This window comes from Billgrantia sulfidoxydans, from assembly GCF_017868775.1.
Classification (GTDB): domain Bacteria; phylum Pseudomonadota; class Gammaproteobacteria; order Pseudomonadales; family Halomonadaceae; genus Halomonas; species Halomonas sulfidoxydans.
In genome coordinates, this window is record NZ_CP053381.1 from 2,105,784 (window position 1) to 2,127,283 (window position 21,500).

Annotated in this window: 15 protein-coding genes; 8 read left to right on the forward strand and 7 right to left on the reverse strand. The window is 66.2% G+C overall.

The annotated features are described in order from the left end of the window. Positions 1-3 precede the first annotated feature (3 nt). From cydD to HNO51_RS09820, 3 genes are read left to right on the forward strand one after another with little or no spacing between them, the layout of a single operon-like run. The gene (cydD, locus tag HNO51_RS09810) at positions 4-1,695 is read left to right on the forward strand and encodes a thiol reductant ABC exporter subunit CydD (RefSeq protein ID WP_209539082.1); all 1,692 of its coding nucleotides are present in this window, start codon (positions 4-6) and stop codon (positions 1,693-1,695) included. Further along, a complete protein-coding gene (gene cydC, locus HNO51_RS09815) occupies positions 1,688-3,418 on the forward strand; it encodes a thiol reductant ABC exporter subunit CydC (protein ID WP_209539083.1) in 1,731 nt (576 codons plus the stop codon). Before cydD ends, cydC begins: the two co-directional genes overlap by 8 nt. 25 nt (positions 3,419-3,443) lie before the next feature. Beyond that, positions 3,444-4,439 carry an adenosine deaminase gene (locus tag HNO51_RS09820; protein WP_209539207.1) on the forward strand — a complete coding sequence of 332 codons (996 nt, stop codon included), beginning with the start codon at positions 3,444-3,446 and terminating at the stop codon, positions 4,437-4,439. Positions 4,440-4,493: 54 nt separating this feature from the next. Here HNO51_RS09820 and HNO51_RS09825 read toward each other — a convergent pair whose 3' ends face one another. Continuing rightward, positions 4,494-5,870, reverse strand: coding sequence for an NCS2 family permease (locus HNO51_RS09825; RefSeq protein ID WP_209539084.1), 1,377 nt, complete (start codon positions 5,868-5,870; stop codon positions 4,494-4,496). Between the two features lie 546 nt (positions 5,871-6,416). On the opposite strand from HNO51_RS09825, the gene HNO51_RS09830 reads away from it, so the two are divergent. From HNO51_RS09830 to HNO51_RS09840, 3 genes are all read left to right on the forward strand, one after another. After that, positions 6,417-6,812 carry a VOC family protein gene (locus HNO51_RS09830; protein WP_209539085.1) on the forward strand — a complete coding sequence of 132 codons (396 nt, stop codon included), beginning with the start codon at positions 6,417-6,419 and terminating at the stop codon, positions 6,810-6,812. Between the two features lie 1,009 nt (positions 6,813-7,821). Beyond that, the gene (locus HNO51_RS21260; protein WP_209539086.1) at positions 7,822-8,409 is read left to right on the forward strand and encodes a histidine phosphatase family protein; all 588 of its coding nucleotides are present in this window, start codon (positions 7,822-7,824) and stop codon (positions 8,407-8,409) included. A 103-nt stretch (positions 8,410-8,512) separates the two neighbouring features. Next, entirely contained in the window at positions 8,513-9,190 is a 678-nt protein-coding gene (locus tag HNO51_RS09840) for a TolB-like translocation protein (protein WP_209539087.1), read from the forward strand. Between the two features lie 212 nt (positions 9,191-9,402). Here HNO51_RS09840 and guaD read toward each other — a convergent pair whose 3' ends face one another. The 4 genes from guaD to xdhA form a co-directional block, all read right to left on the reverse strand. Beyond that, positions 9,403-10,725, reverse strand: a complete 1,323-nt coding sequence (gene guaD, locus HNO51_RS09845; RefSeq protein ID WP_209539088.1) for a guanine deaminase — start codon at positions 10,723-10,725, stop codon at positions 9,403-9,405. A 176-nt stretch (positions 10,726-10,901) separates the two neighbouring features. Further along, the gene (gene xdhC, locus HNO51_RS09850) at positions 10,902-11,765 is read right to left on the reverse strand and encodes a xanthine dehydrogenase accessory protein XdhC (protein ID WP_209539089.1); all 864 of its coding nucleotides are present in this window, start codon (positions 11,763-11,765) and stop codon (positions 10,902-10,904) included. Further along, positions 11,765-14,233 carry a xanthine dehydrogenase molybdopterin binding subunit gene (xdhB, locus tag HNO51_RS09855; protein WP_209539090.1) on the reverse strand — a complete coding sequence of 823 codons (2,469 nt, stop codon included), beginning with the start codon at positions 14,231-14,233 and terminating at the stop codon, positions 11,765-11,767. Before xdhB ends, xdhC begins: the two co-directional genes overlap by 1 nt. After that, entirely contained in the window at positions 14,217-15,680 is a 1,464-nt protein-coding gene (gene xdhA, locus HNO51_RS09860) for a xanthine dehydrogenase small subunit (protein WP_209539091.1), read from the reverse strand. The genes xdhB and xdhA overlap by 17 nt, the downstream gene beginning before the upstream one ends. 276 nt (positions 15,681-15,956) lie before the next feature. On the opposite strand from xdhA, the gene HNO51_RS09865 reads away from it, so the two are divergent. Then, positions 15,957-16,640, forward strand: a complete 684-nt coding sequence (locus HNO51_RS09865) for a TetR/AcrR family transcriptional regulator (protein ID WP_209539092.1) — start codon at positions 15,957-15,959, stop codon at positions 16,638-16,640. Here HNO51_RS09865 and arsJ read toward each other — a convergent pair. Both arsJ and HNO51_RS09875 read right to left on the reverse strand, forming a co-directional pair. Continuing rightward, on the reverse strand, positions 16,597-17,820 hold the full coding sequence (gene arsJ / locus HNO51_RS09870; protein ID WP_209539093.1) for an organoarsenical effux MFS transporter ArsJ: 1,224 nt from the start codon (positions 17,818-17,820) through the stop codon (positions 16,597-16,599). The genes HNO51_RS09865 and arsJ overlap by 44 nt on opposite strands. Beyond that, complete coding sequence (locus HNO51_RS09875; protein WP_209539094.1) at positions 17,817-18,851, reverse strand: ArsJ-associated glyceraldehyde-3-phosphate dehydrogenase; 1,035 nt, start codon at positions 18,849-18,851, stop codon at positions 17,817-17,819. The genes arsJ and HNO51_RS09875 overlap by 4 nt, the downstream gene beginning before the upstream one ends. Positions 18,852-18,922: 71 nt before the next feature. Here HNO51_RS09875 and hrpB point away from each other — a divergent pair, with 71 nt between their 5' ends. Then, positions 18,923-21,460, forward strand: coding sequence for an ATP-dependent helicase HrpB (hrpB, locus tag HNO51_RS09880; RefSeq protein WP_242597243.1), 2,538 nt, complete (start codon positions 18,923-18,925; stop codon positions 21,458-21,460). Positions 21,461-21,500 lie beyond the last annotated feature (40 nt).

A 21,500-nucleotide genomic window follows, 5' to 3' on the forward strand; every position in this document is an offset into this window, starting at 1 on the left:
GCAATGAATTCCGACGCACGTTCGGACCTCACGCCGAGACGCTGGCTGGCGGCTCATGCCGCCGCCCAGCGCCGCTGGCTCGGCCTGGCCGCCCTGGCCGGGATTGCCGTCGGCGCGCTGACGGTGGTTCAGATGACTCTGCTGGCCTGGATCGTCAGCCGCCTGCTGGTCGCTGGCGATTCCCTGGCCGCGCTGACCTGGGCCTTCGTCGCGCTGGTCGCCGCACTGCTGGCCAGGGCGCTGTGCCAGTGGGGGCAGGAGGCGGCCGGCCAGGAGGCCAGCCTGAACATTCGTCAGTCGGTGCGTGACGAGCTGTTGGAGCATCTTGACGCGATGGGGCCGGTGCGGGCCGGCGCCCGCCATTCGGCGAGCCTGGCCAGCCAGTTGATCGAGCAGGTCGAGGCGTTCGACGGCTACTTCGCCCGCTTCCTGCCGCAGCTGCGGCTGAGCGTGGCCATCCCGTTGCTGATTCTCGTCGTGGTGCTCTGGCTCGACTGGCTGGCGGCCCTGTTCCTGCTGCTGGCGGCCCCCTTGATCCCGCTGTTCATGGCGCTGGTGGGCATGGGGGCGGAGCGCCTCAACCGCGAACAGTTCGCCGCCGTCACTCGCCTCGCGGGCCACTTCCTCGATCGCGTGCGGGGCATCGCCACGCTGCAGCTCTTCCATCAGACCCGCGAAGCCGGCGCGGAAGTCCATGCGGCCGCGGACCGCTATCGGCGCCTGAGCATGCGCACGCTGCGGGTGGCGTTCCTCTCCTCGGCGGTGCTCGAGTTCTTCGCCTCGGTGTCGATCGCCGTCGTCGCCATCTATGTGGGCTTCGGCCTGCTCGGCTATATCGAATTCGGCCCGGCGGAGGACCTCACGCTGTTCAGCGGCCTGCTGGTATTGCTGCTGGCACCGGAATTCTTCCAGCCGCTGCGCAGCCTGGCGCAGCACTATCACGACCGTGCCGCGGCGCTGGGAGCCGCCGACGGCATGCTGGCGCTGCTCGCCGAGCCGGTGCGCCGGGCCGACGGCGGTGCAGCGCTGCCGTCGTCCGATGAGCGGCTGGTGGCCCTGGAAGGCGTGACCCTGTCGCACCCGGGGCGCGGCCAGGTGCTGGGGCCGCTCAGTGTCGCGGTGGCCGCCGGCGAGACGCTGGTGATCGCGGGGCCCTCGGGGGCGGGCAAGTCGGCCTTGCTGCAGCTGCTGGCGGGCTTCGTGGCCCCCGACGAGGGCGAGCGCTGCGCTCAGGCGACGTTGAGGATCGCCTGGATGGATCAGCGCCCGGTGCTGATCCACGGCAGCCTGGCCGACAACCTTCGCCTGGCCGCGCCCGATGCGAGCGAGGCCGAACTGCAGCAGGCGCTCGAACGGGCCGGGCTGGCCGAGCTGGTGGCTGCGCTGCCTAAGGGGATCGATACCGGTCTGGGCGAGCGGGGTTCCGGCCTGTCGGGCGGCCAGGCGCAGCGCCTGGCGCTGGCGCGCGTGTTCCTCTCGAACGCCGACCTGGTGCTGCTCGACGAGCCCACCGCGAGCCTGGATGCGGAAAGCGAAGCGCGGGTCGTCGAATCGCTGCGCCGGCTGGCCGAGGAGGGCCGGGCGCTGGTTATCGCCACCCATCACCCCGCCCTGATGGCCTTGGCGAGTCGGCGGCTCGAACTCGACGGAGGCGCCGTCAAGGCCCAGGCAACGGGAGTGCGTCTCCATGAGTGAGTCGCTGAAAGCCACGCTGTCCCCTTGGCTGCGTTTGCTTGCGCGTCGCCCGCGGCGGCTCGTGATCGGCATCCTGCTGCTGACGGCGACGCTGTTCTCGGCGGTGGGGCTGTTGGCGCTATCGGGCTGGTTCATCGCCGCCAGCGCGCTCACCGGCATTGCCTTGTCGATGGGCCTCGCGGCCAGTCTCGACGTCTACGTACCTGGCGGTGGGATACGCTTCTTCGCCGTCAGCCGGACCGTGGCGCGCTATCTCGAGCGACTCTACAACCACGACACCGTGCTGCGCCTGCTGGCCGACCTGCGCGTTCGGCTGTTCGCCGCCATGGCCAGGCTCGACGACCGCAGCCTGGCCCGGCAGCGTGCCAGCGACTGGCTCAACCGGCTGACCGCCGACATCGACACCCTCGACAGCCTCTACCTGCGCCTGCTGGCGCCGCCGCTGGTGGCGCTGGCAGCGGTGCTGCTGCTGGCCGCCTTCCTGGCGCTGTGGGTCCCGCCCGTGGGGGTGGCCCTGCTGGCGCTACTGCTGCCCGCCTGGGCCTGGCTGACGGTTGGCCAGGCGTGGCTGGGCATGGCCGCGAGCCGGCGCCAGGTGGGCCATCTTCAGCGCCTGCGTAGCCAGGCCATCGAGTACCTGACCGGGCTGGCGGAGCTGGAGGCTTACGGCAGCCGGGCCTGGCATCGGCGCGGGCTGCGCCAGCGCGAGCAGGCGCTGTGCCGGGACCAGCGTCGCGTCGGCAGGGTCGCCGGCTTCGGCATTGCCTTGGGGAACCTGGCGGTCGGGCTGGGCATGGTGGCGGCGCTGTGGCTGGCAGCCTTGGCCTGGCAGCGGGGCGCCATCAGCGGTGCCGTGATGGTCATGATGCCGCTGGCGGTGCTCGCCATCGGCGAGGCGCTGGCACTGCTGCCGGCGCCCTTCACCCAGCTGGGCGCGACCCGCGGGGCCGCCGAGCGGCTCAACGCGGTGGAGCGGGCAAGCGTGGGCGGCTACGAGAAGGGAGACGCCAGTCTGCCTGGCGGCCCGTTGGCGGTACGCCTGGAAGACGTCGGGCTGCATTATCCCGGTGCGCTCACGCCCGCGCTGCGGGAGATCCAGCTCGAGCTGAGGCCCGGCGAGCGGCTGGCCCTGACCGGCGCCTCCGGCGCGGGCAAGAGCAGTGTGGCGGCCCTGCTGACCCGGCGCCTGCCGCCCGACCATGGAAGCATCCTGCTAGGCGGCGTGCCCCTCGCTCAGGTCGCGGAGCGCGATCTGCGCGAGCGTGTCGCGATGCTCGGCCAGCGTATCGATCTGCTGCAGGACAGCCTGGCCACCAACCTGCGGCTGGCGGCACCGGATGCCGACGACGACCGGCTCTGGCAGGCCCTGGCCTGGGTCGAGCTGCAGGAATGGGCGGCGAGCCTGCCGCACGGCTTGGCTACCGCGGTGGGCGAAGGCGGGCGGGCGCTCTCCGGCGGCCAGGCGCGCCGCCTGGCGCTGGCCCGGCTGTGGCTGCGCGACCCCGGGCTGGTGATCCTCGACGAGCCCTTCACCGGCCTGGATGCCGCCACCGTGGCGCGGCTGTCGCGACGCATGGACGAGTGGCTGCGCGGCCGCAGCGTGCTCTACCTGGTGCACCAGCTCGATGGCGGGGCTTTCGATCCTCCCGGGATCACCCTGGTCGGGCATCTCGAGCAGGGTAGATTGACCGTTTGCGCAAAACCCGGGTATCCATCAGGATAAGGACATGAAGCCGATGAGGTGCACCATGCGCGATTTCCTGAAGCGGCTGCCGAAGGCCGAACTCCACCTGCATATCGAGGGCTCGCTGGAACCGGAGCTGATGCTCGCTCTGGCCAGGCGCAACGGCGTCGCGCTGCCCTTCGACTCGGTTGAAGCGGTGCGGGCCGCCTATGACTTCGACGATCTCCCCTCGTTTCTCGACCTCTATTACCAGGGCATGAGCGTGCTCAAGCGAGCCGAGGACTTCCACGACCTGGCGATGGACTACTTCCGTCGCGCCCATGCCGAGGGCGTGGTGCACGTCGAGATGCACTTCGACCCCCAGGCCCACCTGGCCCGAGGCGTCGAGCTCGACGTCGTCATGGAGGGGCTCAGCCTGGCCCGCCGCGAAGCCGAGCGCGAACTGGGCATGTCCACGGCGCTGATCATGGCCTTCCTGCGCGATCGTCCCGCCGAGGAGGCGATGAAGGTGCTGGAGAGCGCCGCGCCATACTGGGAGATGCTCGATGCCGTGGGGCTCGACAGCGCCGAGCGTGGCCATCCGCCCTCCAAGTTCACCGAGGTCTTCCAGCGCGCGAAGATGCTGGGCATTCCCCGGGTCGCCCATGCCGGCGAGGAGGGGCCTGCCGACTACATCCGCGAGGCCCTCGACCTGCTCGACGTGTGTCGCATCGACCACGGCGTGCGCTGCCTGGAGGATCCCGAGCTGGTCGCCCGGCTGCGCGACGAGGGCGTGGTGCTCACCGTCTGCCCGCTCTCCAACGTGCGCCTCAAGGTGGTGGAGCGAATGGAGGAGCACCCGTTACCCCGGCTGCTCGATGCCGGCCTGAGGCTCACCCTCAATTCGGACGATCCGGCCTATTTCGGTGGCGGCATGCTGGATAACTTCATGGTTTGCCACGAGGCGTTCGGCTGGTCGCGCGAGACCTTCATCCAGCTCGCCGGCACCGCCATCGAGTCCGCCTTCGTGAGCGACACACGCCGGCTGGAGTTGCATCGGCAACTGGCCGAGAGCGTCTGACCGATCCTTGGGGGGAAGAGTGAAGGGGGCCGGCTTTGCCGGCCCCGCGCTTTCTTACTGGGTGGTTACGAGCATCACCACGCTGAGCGCGGCGGAGACCCACATCGCCGGCTTGATCTCGTAGAGCTTGCCGGTAGCGAGCTTGATCAGCACGAAGCTCAGGAAACCGAAGGCGATGCCCAGCGTGATCGAGTAGGTCAGCGGCATCAGGATGATGGCGAGGAAGGCGGGGAAGGCCTGCTCGAACCGCGACCAGTCGATCTTGCTGATCGGCGCCAGCATGAACAGCCCGACCAGCACCAGCGCCGGCGCCGTGGCGATACCGGGCACCAGCGACAGCAGCGGCGAGAGGAACAGGAACGGCAGGAACAGGAAGGCGATGGTCACCGCCACCAGCCCGGTACGGCCGCCCTGGGCCACGCCGGCGCCGGACTCGATGAAGGTCTGCGCGGCGCTGGTGCCGAGCGGCGCGGCGATCATCGAGGCGAAGGCATCCACGGTCATCGAACGCTTGAGGTTACGCGGGTTGCCGTTCTTGTCCTTGAGGTCGGCCGACTCCGAGAGCGCCATGAAGCAGGAGAGCGCGTCGAAGAAGTTGGTGAACAGCATGACGAAGATGAACGGCAGGTAGGCGACCTTGAGCGCGCCCCAGATATCCACCTTCATTACCGCGCTGAAGTCCGGCCAGGCGGCCAGGCCGCTCCACTCCACCACCACATCGCCGCCCCACAGGCGCCCCATGGGCGTCGCCAGCAGGGTGGTCAGGGCGATGCCCAGGATCAGCGCGCCGTTGAAGCGCATGATCACCAGGATGGCGGTGGCCATCATGCCGATGAAGAAGGTGATCAGCGAGGCGTCCATGCTGCCGAGCGTGACCAGGGTGGCGTCGCTACCGACGATGAAACCGGCGTTCTTAAAGCCGATGAAGGTGATGAACAGGCCGATGCCGCAAGTGATGGCATAGCGCAACGAGGGCGGAATGGCCTCGATGATCGCCTCGCGCACGTTGAACATGGCCAGGGTGGCGAACAGCACGCCGGACCAGAACACGCAGCCCAGCGCCACCTCCCACGACAGGCCGGCACCCAGCACCAGGGTATAGGTGAACAGCGCGTTCATGCCCATGCCCGGCGCCACCAGGATCGGGTTGCGGGCATACAGGCCCATGGCCAGGCTGCTCATGAAACTGATCAGCACGGTGGCTGAGAGCGCCGCCGAGAAGGGAATGCCGGCATCGGAGAGAATCGCCGGGTTGACCACGATGATGTACATCGAAGCCAGGAAGGTGGCGATACCGGCCAGAATCTCTGTCTTGACGCTGGAGCCGCGTCGGCTCGCGCCGAAGTAGGTGTCCAGCCAGTTGCCTTGACCCGAGGCCCTCGCGGGGGACTGGTCTTCTGTTCTATCGGCCAGGGAGGAGGTCGGTTCCATAGCTTGTGTCCGTTGTTGTTGGATGACGTCGTCGAATAAGGGTTATGGGGTGTCCTGCGACATGTCTGACCGTTTGGTCAGGCTGTGCACGGCTACAGCCTAGACGTTATTTGACCGATTGGACAGGTGGGTTGCGACCAAGGTCGTAGAGGCAGGCGGGAAAGGTTTCGAGGGTGAAGGGAGGTGACGTAGGTACTGAAGGAGGCGTTGCCCTCAACGTTTCGCTTGGTTACGGTAGGTGAAGAGCCGCAGAAGACGGCTTACGTGACCAAGACGTACTCAGGGATGCCGCATTAGGGATGATGGGAATCGTCATCCATTCTGCCAGCAGGGCGGTAGCGTCCCTGAAATTCCCAACTCCGCCCAACGGGCTACGCACCCCGGCAAACCTTTGCCCAGCCACATGTCTCTGCACCGTAGCTCCTCCTGGGCCGGGGCAGATTTTTGTGCCAAACGAATAATGCATTTAACAAACAACTACAGCGGATCTACTTACGCTTCGCTCCAGTAGACCGCTGAGTTGGGCGTTAAGCACAAGGAAAGTTTATGCACGCGAATATAGCCCGCTACGGAATGATTTTGAACACGGAAAGGTTTGACGAGTGCGTGGCATTCTATCGAGATCTGTTTGGGTTGCGTCAGCTTTTCGAAAAGGACGAAGACGGTTTTAGGCTTAATTGCTTCGAGTTCGGCGATGGCTATTTGATGATCGAGCAAGGAGGCAAAGCGAAGGATGGCGTTAAGTCACCTGGAGAAGGTAGCTTCAAACTGCGCTTCAATGTCGAAGACCTAGAGGAGGCCTTGGCGGAAATTAGAGCGTGGGGTATCCAGGCAGTCATCACAGAAAGTGCTTGGGGAAGGACGATCAATATCAGCGATCCCGATGGAAACCGAGTCGGTGTCAGAGAGGAAGCTGGCTTTGTTCGCCAGATCAATGCTTAACAAGGTGCTCAACGGGACGCCAACCCAACTACGCTTCGCTCCGTTGGCGCCCATTACCAATTGCGTTAATTTTTCCAATGACCATAACTACAGATTCATACGGGAATATTAATAAAGATTTTTCTGATGCCATTGAATGGATCAATTCTATAGGCGTCTGTTTTGAAACTGGAAGAACACAGTTTTACGAGAAGGTTATAGGAAGCTGGACAAAGGAATGCCGGACGACCTCTGAACATGAAGGTAAAGAAATTTTCCCTGACTTTGTAAGCTCTATGTTCGAGGTTATGGATTTTATTGACATATATAAATCCCTAAAGGATGTTCCAAAAAATCAGCTTAAAACAATAGAAAGCTGAAAAAGGGTGTGGGCGGGCCTGTCAATTCAGCGTCCGAAACGAACGATTCTTCTAAGGCTAGGAACTTTATTTTTGAAGCTCTAGTGGAAGCCCGATCTCATAGGCCTGAGAGGGGCGTTGAAACGTTATTTGATTCTGCTTCAGATACCGGCTTCAGGTTCAAAAATAAAAATATCTGGGTTGAATGCAAAAGAATCACTTCCTTGGGGAAGCTTGAAGTCAATGTGAGGAAGGCTTGTAACCAACTGGAGTCAACTTTTAAGAAAGATAAATCAAAACGGCACAGAGGTTTGGTAGCCATAGATTTTACAAAGATACTTCACCTAGGCGATAAAATATATGTAAAATAAAATGATAGAGAGTTGCTTCAAGGCGTTAATTCGATCACCGATCAAATGATAAAGCAGTGTTCCAGTGAGTGGGAAAAAGTGTACCCAATAAAAAGCAATAAAATCATAGGAACATTACTTCGCTTTTCTACAATGGCATCATCGGAAGAAAGAAATCTTTTGGTTAAGGTGTCAGAGTGGGCGGTTAATCCTAAAAGAAGTGCATCTAATTCGGACGAAACTTTGCTAAGAGAGCTAGCTGCTGCGCTGAAGTAGCTGGATGACTCGTGCCGGTTGGCGTAGCGTTAGAACATGAGACATATGGACATATTTCTGTTGAGACATGCTGAAACAGAATCAAACCGGGCTGGCTCACTTGCTTCGGGGAGTGAGGATGCTTTGACAGAGTACGGTCATCGGCAAGCCCAAGCGATTGTCGACGGTCTAATGGAATTGGACATAGAGGCTATTCTTTGCTCTCCCTATGCTAGGGCTTTGGACACGGTTGAGCCTTTCGCGCAAGCCGCGTCGCTCCCCGTCGTGGTCCATCCCTGTCTAGCCGAAGGTCAACTGGTTCTCGATAACGCAATCTCTTACGAAGATCCCGTTTACATATCGCACAGATCCGGTCATCTTCACCCAAAGGAAAATGAACAGGCCGGTGCATTTCTGAGGCGGGCCTTGGAAGCGAAAGAGTTAATATTCGCTCAACCTGTATCTAAAATTCTCGTAGTGACTCACGGGCACATGATTCGCGAGTTGATAAATATTTTTTTGGCTTTGCCAGTAAAAACACGATTTCCTCACGACAACTGCGGTCTAAGCCTTGTTTCTGTAGGGGAAGTAAATACAGTAGGCTTTCTTAATCGTGCTATGTCCTCTACCGAATACATGCACCGGAGGCCATAAGCGTCGCTGGCACTTTACTTCTGGCGCTGGTGGCGGAAACGTTAGCTCCACAGGCTTACACTGCCGTGCAGATGAAGCATTCAACTCAGTATCAGGAGGCTTCATGGCAGCATGTAGGCTCCCGCTCGCTCTCTCAATCGCAACCGCTGCTCTCTTGCTCAGCGGCTGTCCGTCGCCGGAAAATGGTGGGCCACCACCGGAGACCGAAACATCCGATACCTCTCAACCTGAAGCGACTCTTGCTCCGCTTGATGTAGCCAACGAGCAGATTCGCGCGGCGGATGGATCCGTGCTGCTCGGCATTGCCGATATGCCGGGCACGATTCGCGTGGATCAACAGGCTGAGTTTGGCGCTGCGGAGCGCTTCCAGGAAGCCTCGGTTTCGCCGGACGGTGCCTGGCTTGCCGTGGTCACCACGGGAGCGGCACATAGCGCCGGCTGGCTTGTCCGAATGGAAGCGCGGCAGCCAAGGCCGGCGGCGTTCCAATACGGCGGCAACATCACCATTGGGCCGTGGAGCGATGATTCGCGACGGCTGGTCTTCGTGCAGGAAGGCCCTGCGGGCGGTCGCACACTGACGGTGGTGGATGCAGAGCGGCTGGGTGAAACGGTAGAGGAGAGTGCCATGCCGGTGCGCAGCCCCGATCATGACGAGCTAGCACCCGAGGAGCGGATCTACGAGGCGCTGGCGTGGAGCAACGAAGAGCTGCTCTTCCGGGTGGGCGGGGAGCGCTGGGTCTTCGATCCGGATAGCGGGGAGGTACGGCCCTCGAAGCAGTAGGTTTCACAACTGGGTTTTACATAATGGCGAGTGGTCTTCCAACCACTCGCCATTTTCGTTTCAGCTTGACCTAGGCTCCGTCTGAAAAGTCGGCGAGCGAAGGCCAGACAAGGCAAAATCGGCGAAAAGACGGAGTTTACGAGGTGTAAATGAGTACTTTGAGCTGATTTTTAACGCCGTATGGCCGAGCGCAGCCAGTTTTCGGACAGAGCCTAGGCCTGGTCGCGCTTGTGCTGGCACCGTCCCCCGGCCCACGTCTCCAGTATGCTGCGGTCGTCGCCCAGCATCATCAGGGCGAACAGCCGCTCGCCGAGGGTCTTGCAACGGGCATGACGGCGCCCAAGCAGCGGTGAGCCGTCGGGGTCGATGACGACGAAGTCGGCCTCCATGCCGGGGGCGAGGCGGCCGATCTTGTCGTCCAGCGAGAGCGCCTTGGCGTTGCCCAGGGTGAGGCCGTAGAGGCCTTGCCAGGCGGTCAGCGGCTGGCCGCGCAGCTGGCCTACCTGGTAGCCAGCCTTGAGCGTGGCGAGGCCGGAGAGGTCGGTGCCGCCGCCGATGTCGCTGGCGTAGGTGATGTTGAGGCCGACCTCGCGTGCCGCCAGGCGGTCGAACAGGCCGCTGCCGAGGAACATGTTGGAGCTGGGGCAGAAGGCGATGTTGGCGCCGCGCTCGGCCAGCCGGCCACGCATCTCCTGGTCGAGGTGGATGCCGTGGGCGAAGGTGCTGCGCGGGCCGACCAGCCCGGACTGCTCGTAGACTTCGAGATAGTCGCGGCTCTCGGGGAACAGCTCGGCCACCCAGTCGAGCTCGCCGGGGTTCTCCGAGAGGTGGGTCTGCAGCCACAGGCTCGGGTCGTTGCGCAGCAGGCCGCCGGTGGCGTCGAGCTGCTGGCGGGTGGAGGTCGGGGCGAAGCGCGGGGTCAGGCTGTAGCCCAGGCGCCCTCTGCCGTGCCACTCGCCGATCAGCCGTTCGGTGTCGCGAATGCCGCCGACGGTGTCGTCGCACAGCGCTTCGGGGGCGTTGCGGTCCATCAGCACCTTGCCGGCCAGCATGCGCAGGTCGCGCTCGCGGCAGGCCGAGAAGAAGGCTTCCACCGAGGTGGGGTGGCTGGAGCAGAACACCTGGGCGGTGGTGGTGCCGACCCGCAGCATCTCGTCGAGGAAGGCGTTGGAGATCACTTCGGCCCGCTCGCGCTGGGCGAAGCCGCACTCTTCGGGGAAGGTGTACTCGTTCAGCCAGTCCAGCAGCTGACGCCCGTAGGAGGCCATGATCTCCAGCTGCACGTAGTGCACGTGGCTGTCGATGAAGCCGGGCATCACCAGCTTGCCGCGGTGATCCACCGTCTCGATGCCTTCGGGCAGGCGTGGTGCCAGCGTGGCGTAGTCGTCGATGGCCTTGATCCGGCCATTCTCCAGCCACAGCGCGCCGTCGGCGTAATGGCGCACGCTGCCTTCGGCTGGCTTGTCGTCCTCGCCGGGGTCGGCATCGAAGCTCAGCAGTTCGGCGCGTATCACGCGGGAGTCGTTGTTCGTCATGTCTGGGGCTCTTTGATTGCAATCATCGGGCTGTTCCGGCGGCAGGACTGCGAGGAGGCGCTGTGAATCCTTCCCCGGACGCTACATTTGCCATCCCTGGCAATGACCTCCTCTTCGTCCTGCCCCCGGCGCCCGATAGCCAGCGTCGTGGTCAGGAAATTGTCTGCACCGGATTGTTAGAACAGAGCACGCAGTTCGGCCGGCTCCAGGCCGCGCTGATCGGCGCGCTCGGCTTTGCCCACCATCGGCAGCAGTTCGGCCAGGGCGGCGATGGCGATGGCGTAGGGCGTCTTGTCGCCGCCTCTGATCGGTTCGCCATTGGCGTCCCTGGTCATGCCGATGGGGCAGCGCACCCGGGCCAGGGCCGCGTCGTCGTGGCCGGCATCGGTGAGCCGCGAACGGAAGCTGGCCCACTTGCTCTTGGAGCCGATCAGGCCGATGGAGGCGATGTCGTCGCGCTGGAGCAGGGCGTCGACCAGGGCGCGATCCTCGGCGTGGTCGTGGGTCAGCACCAGTGCGTGGCTGCCTGCCGGCAGTGCCGCCACGGCGGCCTGCGGGTCCGGGGCGTGGCGGCAGGCCAGGCGCGGTTGCTCCTTGGTCCAGGCCGGGAAGACGCCCTCGCGGCTGTCGTGCCACAGCACACGCCAGGGCAGCGGGGCGGCCAGGCGCACCAGTTCGTTGCCGACGTGGCCGGCACCGAAGATGGCCAGCGTGGTCGCGCTGCCGGGGAACACCTCCAGCAGCACGTTGACGAAGCCGCCGCAGCACTGGCCGCTGCGCCCGCCCAGGGCGAAGGCCTCGAGGCTCATGCCGGCTTCGCCCTGTGCCAGCTTCTCGCGGGCGGCGTCGATCACCTGGAACTCGAAGGTGCCGCCACCCAAGGTGTCGAACACTTCGCTCTCGCTGATCACCATGCGCGCGCCGGGCTCGCGGGGCGTGGAGCCGGCGCTGGTCACCACCGTGGCCAGCGCGTGGGGCAGCCCCTCGCGCTGCAGCCGGTGCAGCGCCTCGTGCCAGGCCTGCGGACGCGGCGCGTTCATCACACCGCTCCCCGCGCGGCATCATAGCGGCTGCGCAGGTCCTCGGCGGCCAGCAGCACCCGCTCCGGCGTGGCCGGGGTGTCGAGTCGCGGGGCCTCGGCGTAGTCGGTGAGGCTCGCCAGGGCGTCGCGCAGCGCCGACCACACCGCCATGCCGAGCATGAAGGGCGGTTCGCCCACCGCCTTGGAGCGGTAGATGCTGGCCATGGAGTTGGGGTGGCCCTCCATCAGCTTGACGTTGAACACCGGCGGCAGGTCGCCGTAGGTGGGGATTTTGTAGGTGGCGGGGCCGTCGGAGATGAGCCGGCCGGCCTCGTTCCACTTCAGCTCCTCGCTGGTCAGCCAGCCCATGCCCTGGATGAAACCGCCTTCCACCTGGCCGAGGTCGATGGCCGGGTTCAGCGAATCGCCCACGTCGTGCAGGATATCGACCCGCTCGACCTGATACTCGCCGGTCAGGGTGTCGACGCTGACCTCAGCCACGGCGGCGCCAAAGGCGTAGTAGTAGAAGGGGCGGCCCTGGCCGGTGTTGCGGTCGTAGTGGATCAGCGGCGTGGCGTAGAAGCCCTTCTCGGAGAGCGAGATGCGGTTGAGATAGGCCGCCTGGACCAGCTCGCCCCAGGGAATGCGACGCTCGCTCTCGCCGTGGCCTGCCACTAGGTGGCCGGCTTCCATACGCATCTCTTCGCGGTCGAGGCCCTGATCCTTGTAGAGGTGCTCGTGGGCGAAGTCGAACAGGCGCTGCTTGAGCCTGACGCAGGCGTCGCGGGCGGCCTGGCCGTTGAGGTCGGCGCCGCTGGAGGCCGCGGTGGGCGAGGTGTTGGGCACTTTGTCGGTACGGGTGGCGGTGATGCGCACCTCGTCGACGTCGAGCCCCAGCTCGCGGGCCACCACCTGGCAGATCTTGGTGTGCAGGCCCTGGCCCATCTCGGTGCCGCCGTGATTGATCATCACGCTGCCGTCGGTGTAGACGTGCAGCAGGGCGCCGGCCTGGTTGAGATGCTTGGCGGTGAAGGAGATGCCGAACTTCACCGGGGTCAGCGCCAGGCCGCGCTTGATGATCGGGCTCTCGGCGTTGAACTCGGTGATGGCGTGGCGCCGCGCCCAGTAGTCGCTGCTGGTCTCGAGCTGCTCGACCAGCTCCTTGAGCAGGCCGATCTGGTCCACCTGCTGGCCGTAGTGGGTGGTCTGGCGGCCGGGGCGGTAGAAGTTGCGCTTGCGCACCGTCAGCGGGTCTTCGCCGATGCGCCGGGCGATGTCGTCCATCGCCGCTTCGATCACCATCATGCCCTGGGGGCCGCCGAAGCCGCGGAAGGCGGTATTCGAGGCGGTATGGGTACGCGCTCGGTGGCCGGTTACCCGGGCTTCGCCCAAGGAGTAGGCGTTGTCGCTGTGGAACATGGCGCGGTCGACGATGGCGTCCGAGAGATCGGGGGAGTAGCCGCAGTCGCCGATCACGGTGATCTCGCCGCCCTGGATCACGCCCTGCTCATCCACGCCGAGGCGGTAGCGGTTGTGGAACGGGTGGCGCTTGCCGGTGACGCGCATGTCGTCGGCGCGGGGCAGGCGCACGCGGGTGGTGCGGCCGGTGCGGCGGGCGATCAGCGCGGCGATGCAGGCCCAGGGCGAGGCCTGGGTTTCCTTGCCGCCGAAGCCGCCGCCCATGCGGCGCACCTCCACGGTCACGGCGTGGAAGGGGATGCCCAGCACCTCGGCCACCAGCTTCTGGGTCTCGCTGGGGTGCTGGTTGGAGGTGTGGACGATGACACCCTCGTCTTCGGTGGGTTGCACCAGGCAGGCCTGGCCCTCCAGGTAGAAGTGCTCCTGGCCGCCGACGAACTGCTCCGCCTCGACCACGTGGGCGGCGTTGGCCAGCGCCTGCTCCCAATCGCCGCTCTGCTGCACGTGGGTGGGGCGCACGAACTCGCCGCGCTCGGCGGCAGCCACCGGGTCGAGACAGGCCGGCTGTTCGTCGATCTCGATCACTGCGGCCTGCACCGCCTCGCGTGCGGCGCGGTGGCTCTCGGCGGCCACGGCGAACATCACCTGGCCGACGTAGCTGATCTCCTCCTCGACGAAGATGGGGTCGCCGGGGAAGACGGGGCCGATATCGGTGTGGCCCGGAACGTCATGGAAGCCGATGACATCGACCACGCCCGGCATGGCGCGAACCTTGTCCAGGTCGAGCCGCGTCAGGCGGCCGTGGGCGACGGGGGAGAGGCCCAGCGCCACGTGCAGGGTGTCGGCCGGCGCCTTGAGGTCGTCGATGTAGGCGGCGCGGCCGGTAACGTGCTTGACTGCGCTCTCGTGGGCGCGGGCGTGCGGATGCGGCGCGGCATGGACGGTGTCGCGCGCCAAGGGGCTCGAACCCTTGATGCGTCCGTCGAGCTCGTGGCGGGCTGTCGCGGACTCGGCGCTCACGTCGGCAGCCATCTCTGTCGATTTGTTCAGCTTAGTGAGCGTACGCATGGAGCATCACCTCCCGGGGGCTGTCGGTCTCGGCCTGGGCGATCACAAGACGCAGGCGCTCGAGCAGGTTGGCGGCGGAGAGCCGGCGATATTCGGCGCTGCCGCGCACGTCGGACATGGGCTGGAAGTCTTCGGCCAAAGCCTCGCGAGCGGCGCGGAAAGCGGCCGCATCGGGGGCCTGCCCCTCGAGGGCGGCTTCGGCATTGGCCGCGCGCTTGGGGATCGCCGCCATGCCGCCGTAGGCGAGCCGCACGTCGCGCATCACGCCGTTCTCCATCCGCCAGGCGAAGGCGCCCAGCACGGCGGAAATGTCATCCTCACGACGCTTGGACAGCTTCCACACCTTGAGCGTTTGGCCCGCCACGGGGCGGGGCAGGAAGATCGCGCGAATGGCCTCGCCCTCGCGTAACGCGGTGCGCTTGTAGTCGAGGAAGAAGTCGTCGAGCGGCAGCTCACGCTCACCTTCGGGGCCGACCAGGCGCAGCCGCGAGCCCAGCGCCAGCAGCACCGGCGGGGTGTCGCCGATGGGCGAGGCATTGGCGATGTTGCCGCCCAGGGTGCCGCGGTTGCGCACCTGCTGGGAGCCGAGGCGGTGCAGCAGGTGGGCGAAGGCGTCGTAGCGCTCTTCCAGCAGCGGTTCGAGGCGCGAGTAGGTGACGGCGGCGCCGATCCACCAGCCGCGGCGGCCGTCCTGCAGTTCGGCTTCCTCGACGACGTTGAGTTCGGCGACCCGGGTCACGTCGATCACGCGCTCGAAGCGCGCCAGGCGCTGGGTGGACTCCAGCCACAGGTCGGTGGCACCGGCGACGAGTCGTGCCTGGGGATGCCGCGCGAGGCAGTCGGTCAGCTCGGCGAGGGAGCCGGGCTGCAGGAAGCTGGCGTCGAGATCGAGGCCGGTCTTGTCTGCCTCGCTGTCGCGAGGTGCGGCAGCGTCGAGCCACAGCGGGCGGTTGTCGGGATGGGAGTCCATGCTCATGGCGGCATCGCGGATCGGGCGATAGCCGGTGCAGCGGCACAGGTTGCCGCCCAGTGCGGCCTCCAGGCGCTGGGGCGTCAACGGAGCCGGAGCCTGGCGCTGCTGCTCGTGCAGGGTGAACAGCGACATGACGATGCCCGGGGTGCAGAAGCCGCACTGGCTGCCGTGGCACGCGACCATGGCGGCCTGGGCGGGATGCAGCGCGTCGCCCTGGGCGAGGCCATCCACGGTGACCAGGTAGCGTCCGTTGAGCTGATGTGCGGGCGTAATGCAGGCGTTGGCGCTGTGGTAACGCAGCTCGCCGTCGGGGCCGGGCTCGCCGATGGCTACCGTGCACGCACCGCAGTCACCCGAGGCGCAGCCCTCCTTGGTGCCCGTGACAGCCAGCGTTTCGCGCAGCAGCTCGAGCACGCTGGTCTCGGGTGAGGCCTCGCTCCGGCACGGCTGCCCGTTGAGCATGAAGTCGATCATCGCCTTGTCTCTTGTTGACGTTGTGATAGCTGACCCATCGCCACGCGGCATGGTGCATCGCAAGGTGCGGTCGCCGCGTGTTGACCAAATGGTCAGGATGATCTCAGGATGGGCCAGATTGTCGCACTTTGCAAGGGGCAAAATGGGCACGGCACGGCAGCAGGCTGACCAAGAGGGGGCAGGGCACCTGGTGCGCCACCGATGGTCTCATTTGCAGGAAGCCCCGCGGTGGGGCACTCTCTTGGCTTTCCCCATTCACAGGGCAGGGGCCTGTCAATGACAGACGTGACTGAAACCGAGACCTTGCAGTCTCCTCGGCAGGGTGGCGAGAGCAATGGCGCCACTCGCGAACGCAACGAGCGTGAGATTCTCGAAGCCGCCGAGCGGGTCTTCGCCCAGTACGGTTACCGTGGCGCCAGCGTACAGGCCATCGCCGAGGAGGCGGGGCTGCCCAAGTCCAACGTGCTCTACTACATGGGCAACAAGCGCGGCCTCTACGTGCGGCTGCTCGAGCGCATGATGGCGCGCTGGAATGCCCTGCTCGACGACATCAGCGTGGAGGACGACCCCGCCGATGTACTCGAGGCGTTCATCCGCAGCAAGATGCAGCTCTCCCGCCGTCATCCCGAGGGGTCGAGGCTGTTCGCCGCCGAGATCCTGGGTGGCGCACCTTTCCTGCAGGACTATCTGCGCGGCGAGTTGCGGGAGTGGGTGCAGACCCGGGCCAGGGTCTTCGAGCAGTGGGAGGAGCGGGGCCTGATGGACCCTGTCGATCCGGTATGGCTGATCTTCCTGATCTGGTCGGCCACCCAGCACTACGCCGACTTCGAGGCCCAGGTGCTGGGCATTACCGGCAAGGACGAGATCAGCGATGCCGACGTCGAACGGATCACCCAGTTCCTGACCCAGGTGATCCTCAAGGGGTGTGGGGTGAGGCCTGCCTCGGCAACGCCAGGCTGATCGCCACCGTGGCCGTGAGCATGGCGCTCGACACCCACAGCGTGGCGCTCAGGCCGCCGGTCATGTAGAGCCAGCCGGAGAGCAGGGTGCCGATCAGCCGGCCCATGGCGTTGGCCATGTAGTAGAAGCCCACGTCCAGCGAGACCCCGTCCGAGCGCGCCATGCGCACGATCAGGAAGCTGTGCAGGCTGGAGTTCACCGCGAACACCGCGCCGAACAGCAACAGCCCGCCCAACAACACCGCTTGCGGCTGCCACTCCCGCTGAAGACCGAGCGCGATCAGCGCCGGCAGCGCCGCCAGCGCCGCGGCCCAGGCGATGGCGGCGCCGCGTCCTGCCGTGTGCCCGGTGATGCGTGGCGCCACCGCCTGCACCGCCCCGTAGCCGATCACCCACAGCGCCAGGAAGCCGCCCACTCGCCAATGGTCCCAGCCGAACTGGGTGGCGAGAAACACCGGCAGCGCCACCACGAACCAGACGTCGCGGGCGCCGAACAGGAACATCCGCGCCGCCGAGAGAATGTTGATTGCACGGCTCTTGGAGAGTATCTCGCGAAACTTCGGCTTGGCCTTGGCGCGACCCAGGTCGGCGTCGAGGCGGGCGAGCGAGAGGCCGAGCACGCCGGCGAGCATCAGCGCCATGGCAAGGATCGCGCCCTGGAAGCCGATCAGCGTGAGCAGCAGCCCGCCGAGAAAGAACCCCACCCCCTTGAGCGCATTCTTCGAGCCGGTGAGCAGCGCCACCCAGCGGTAGAGCGAGGTGTGCCCCTCGTCGCCCGCCGGTACCAGGCCCTTGATCGCGCTCTTGGCGCTCATCTTGTTGAGGTCCTTGGCGATGCCCGAGAGCGCCTGGGCCGCCATCACCCAGGGCACCGTGAGCCAGGCCGTGGGAAGGAGCAGCATGGCCAGGGCGACGAACTGCAGGCCCAGCCCCAGGTTCATGGTGCGGTTGAGCCCCAGTCGCGCGCCCAGCCAGCCGCCTACCAGGTTGGTCACCACGCCGAAGAACTCGTAGAACAGGAACAGCAGCGCCACTTCCAGCGCCGAATAGCCGAGCTGGTGGAAGTGGAGCACCACCAGCATGCGCAGGGCGCCGTCGGTGAGCGTGAAGCCCCAGTAGTTGCCGGTGACCAGCAGATACTGGCGCACCTCGCGGGGCAGGGCGGCAACGCGGGCGATCATCCTTCGCCGCTCTCGACCCCGGTGGCTTTCCCCACCTTGGCGGCCAGCTCCGCCGTGCGGCAGGCGTAGCCGTACTCGTTGTCGTACCAGGCGTAGAGCTTCACCTGGGTGCCGGCCACCACCATGGTGGAGAGCGCGTCGACGATGGAACTGCGCGGGTCGCTGCGATAGTCGATGGAGACCAGCGGGCGCTCCTCATAGCCCAGGATGCCGGCCAGCTCGCCCTCGGCGGCCTGCTTGAGCATTGCGTTGACTTCCTCGACCGTGGTCTCGCGCGCCACCTCGAACACCATGTCGGTGAGCGAGGCGTTTGCCAGCGGCACGCGCACGGCGTGGCCGTTGAGCTTGCCGGTGAGCTCCGGGAAGATCGCGGTGATCGCCTTGGCCGAGCCGGTGGTGGTAGGGATCAGGCTCATGCCGCAGGCCCGCGCACGGCGCAGGTCCTTGTGCGGAGCGTCGAGAATCACCTGGGTATTGGTGATGTCGTGGATGGTGGTCATCGAGCCGTGGCGGATGCCGAGCCGCTCGTGGATCACCTTGACCACCGGGGCCAGGCAGTTGGTGGTGCAGCTCGCCGCGGTGACGATGCGATGGCTGGCGGGGTCGAAGAGGTGGTCGTTGACCCCCATCACCACGTTGAGCACGCCTTCCTCCTTCACCGGCGCGCTGACCACCACGCGCTTTACGCCCTGGTCCAGGTAGCCTTGGAGCTTGGCGCTCGTCTTCATCTTGCCCGAGCACTCGATCACCACGTCGCAGTCGGACCAGTCGGTGTCGGCGATCTCGCGATTGGAGCTGAAGGCGATGCGCTTGCCGGCCACCTCGATGGCGTCCTCGGTCGACGTGATATCATCGCCGCCGCCGCTCCACTGGCCGTGTACCGAGTCGAACTGCAGCAGGTGGGCGAAGGTGGCGGCGTCGCCGCCCGGGTCGTTGATGCGCACGAACTCGAGGTCCGGGTTGGTCCAGCCGGCGCGCAGCGCCAGGCGACCGATGCGACCGAAACCGTTGATGCCGATGCGTAGGGTCATGTCGGGGCTCTCGTGTTTGTAGAGAAAGTCGTGAGTGAATGTCGGGTGGCGAAATATATGGCAAATCGTATATGAAGCGAGATGACAATTCGATGACGCCTGGCGGCGAACTGCCCATCGATGCCCAGCTGTCGCCGATTCGCCAGGCGCTGGCCGCGCATTCCCGCGTGCTGCTCGTCGCCGAACCTGGGGCGGGCAAGACCACCCGGGTGCCGCTGGCGCTGCTGAACGAGACCTGGTGCCGGGGTGAGCGCGACGCAGGCCGCCTGCTGCTGTTGGAACCGCGGCGTGTGGCCGCTCGCCTGGCCGCCGGCTTCATGGCGGAAAGCCTGGGCGAAAGAGTAGGGGAGACCGTGGGCTACCGCATGCGCGGCGAGAGCCGGGTAGGGCCCAACACGCGGCTCGAGGTGGTCACCCAGGGGGTGCTGACGCGGATGCTACAGGACGACCCCCTGCTCGAAGGGGTGAGCGGCATCGTCTTCGACGAGTTCCACGAGCGCAGTCTGGAGGCCGACCTGGGGCTGGCCCTGGCGCTGGATGCCCAGTCGGTGCGTGACGACCTGCGCCTGCTGGTGATGTCGGCCACCCTCGATGTCGAGGCGCTGCTCGGCGTGCTCGGCGAAGCCACGCCACTGCTCGAGAGCCAGGGGCGCAGCTTCCCGGTGGAGACCCGCTACCGTCCGCTCAGCTTTCGCTCCAGCGCCAGCTCTCGCGACGACGCTGCAAGCCAGCAGGCGATAGCGGTAGGGGAAGCCCTTGCCCTGAGCGAAGGCGATGCCTTGGTGTTCCTGCCCGGGGTGGCCGAGATCCGCCGCCTGGCGCGTGAGCTGGCCAGCCGTCGGCCCGAACTGGCGGTGCGTGAGCTGCACGGGCGGCTGCCCCTCGAAGAGCAGCGTCGTGCCTTGAAGCCCGAGCCCAACGGTCGGCGGCGCGTGGTGCTCTCCACCGCCATCGCCGAATCCAGCGTCACCGTGGATGGCGTACGCATCGTCATCGATGCCGGCCAGGAGCGGGTGCCGGTGTTCCAGCCGCGCAGCGGGCTCAGCCGCCTGGAGACCCGTCGCGTCAACCGTGCCAGCGCTGACCAGCGCCGTGGCAGGGCCGGGCGTCAGGGGCCGGGGCTTTGCCTGCGCCTGTGGGCTGAGGAGCAGCCGCTGCCGGCCCACGGCGAGCCCGAAATATTGCAGGCCGACCTCGCTCCGCTGGCCTTCGAGCTGGCGCGCTGGGGGATCGTCGAACCGAGCGCGCTGGCCTGGATCACGCCGCCGCCGGCCGGGGCGCTGGCCGCGGGGCGCCGCCTGCTGCAGCGGCTCGGCTTGATGGACGACGGCTTCCTGCTCACCGAGCTGGGTCGAAGCTGTGTACGCTGGCCCACGCATCCGCGCCTGGCGGCGATGCTGGCGCGTGCCGGCGAACTCGACGCCGTGCCGCTGGCCTGTGCCCTGGTGGCGACGTTGGAGGGACGCGATCTCGACGGCGAACAGGACCTGGAGCGCACGCTGCAGGCCCGCCTGGCGCAGCCCGCCGCGCACCGCCAATGGCAGCGCGAGGCCCAGCGCCTGGCCCGCATTGGCGGCGTGGGTCTGGAGGTGCCGAGCTTGGCGCCGCTGGGGGAGCTGCTGGCCCTGGCCTATCCGGACCGGGTGGCTCAGCGCATTCACCACGACGCGGGGCCGGGACGCTTCCGCCTGGCGTCGGGCGGGCTGGCGACTCTGCCCGAGCGGCATCCGCTGGCCCATGCCGAGCTGCTGGTGGCCGCCGATCTCGACGGCCAAGCCAGCGGGGCTCGCATCTTTCGCGGCGTGGTCATCGCGCGGTCACGGCTCGAGGCGCTGTTTCCCGAAACGCGAGAGTGGCGGGCGAGCCTGGAGTGGTCGGAGGAGCAGGGGCGCCTGGTCGGCGAGCAGGTACGCGGCCTGGGGGCGGTGGTGCTCGAGCGCAAGCCATTGCAGTCGCTGCCGCCGGAGGCGGTGCGTCAGGCACTGCTCGACGCCCTGCGTCGGCGCGGTGAGCTGCCCTTCGACGACAGCACCGAGCAGCTGCGTGGCAGGGTGGCGCTGCTGCGCCAGGCGTTGGGCTCTCGGGGGGATCAAGACTGTGATGATGAGCAGGATTGGCCCGACTGGTCGTTGTCGGCGCTGCTCGATGAGCTGGAAGCCTGGCTGGGACCGCACCTCGATGGGGTCAGAAGCCTCGACGCGGTGGCGCGGCTGCCGCTGGGTCGCTTTCTGCTCGATAGCCTCGACTGGTCGCTGCGCAGCCGCCTCGATGCGCTGGCGCCGGAGCGTCTCGAAGTGCCCAGCGGCTCCCGGATCCGTCTCGACTACACGCCGTGCCTGGAGGGCCGGCCACCGGTACTGGCGGTGAAGCTGCAGGAGACCTTCGGCTGGCGGGAGTCGCCGCGAATCGCCGAGGGGAGGGTGGCGGTGCTGCTGCACCTGCTCTCGCCGGCGCGGCGCCCGCTGCAGGTCACCGCGGATCTCGCCAGCTTCTGGGCCAATGGCTATCCCGAGGTACGCCGCGAAATGCGCGGCCGCTACCCCAAGCACCCCTGGCCCGAGGACCCCACCACTGCCGAGGCCACCGCGCGGACCAAGCGCCGAGGGTAGCCTTTGCACGCTGCCGCGCTCAGGCTTGACTAGGCCGCCG

Bases quoted from the DNA above. Each gene is read 5' to 3' on its own strand.
- HNO51_RS09840 (WP_209539087.1), top strand. From the start codon at position 8,513: ATGGCAGCATGTAGGCTCCCGCTCGCTCTCTCAATCGCAACCGCTGCT.
- HNO51_RS21260 (WP_209539086.1), top strand. From the start codon at position 7,822: ATGGACATATTTCTGTTGAGACATGCTGAAACAGAATCAAACCGGGCT.
- xdhB (WP_209539090.1), bottom strand. From the start codon at position 14,233: ATGCGTACGCTCACTAAGCTGAACAAATCGACAGAGATGGCTGCCGAC.
- cydD (WP_209539082.1), top strand. From the start codon at position 4: ATGAATTCCGACGCACGTTCGGACCTCACGCCGAGACGCTGGCTGGCG.
- xdhA (WP_209539091.1), bottom strand. From the start codon at position 15,680: ATGATCGACTTCATGCTCAACGGGCAGCCGTGCCGGAGCGAGGCCTCA.
- HNO51_RS09825 (WP_209539084.1), bottom strand. From the start codon at position 5,870: ATGGAACCGACCTCCTCCCTGGCCGATAGAACAGAAGACCAGTCCCCC.
- HNO51_RS09820 (WP_209539207.1), top strand. From the start codon at position 3,444: ATGCGCGATTTCCTGAAGCGGCTGCCGAAGGCCGAACTCCACCTGCAT.
- guaD (WP_209539088.1), bottom strand. From the start codon at position 10,725: ATGACGAACAACGACTCCCGCGTGATACGCGCCGAACTGCTGAGCTTC.
- hrpB (WP_242597243.1), top strand. From the start codon at position 18,923: ATGAAGCGAGATGACAATTCGATGACGCCTGGCGGCGAACTGCCCATC.
- xdhC (WP_209539089.1), bottom strand. From the start codon at position 11,765: ATGAACGCGCCGCGTCCGCAGGCCTGGCACGAGGCGCTGCACCGGCTG.
- HNO51_RS09875 (WP_209539094.1), bottom strand. From the start codon at position 18,851: ATGACCCTACGCATCGGCATCAACGGTTTCGGTCGCATCGGTCGCCTG.
- arsJ (WP_209539093.1), bottom strand. From the start codon at position 17,820: ATGATCGCCCGCGTTGCCGCCCTGCCCCGCGAGGTGCGCCAGTATCTG.
- HNO51_RS09830 (WP_209539085.1), top strand. From the start codon at position 6,417: ATGCACGCGAATATAGCCCGCTACGGAATGATTTTGAACACGGAAAGG.
- cydC (WP_209539083.1), top strand. From the start codon at position 1,688: ATGAGTGAGTCGCTGAAAGCCACGCTGTCCCCTTGGCTGCGTTTGCTT.
- HNO51_RS09865 (WP_209539092.1), top strand. From the start codon at position 15,957: ATGACAGACGTGACTGAAACCGAGACCTTGCAGTCTCCTCGGCAGGGT.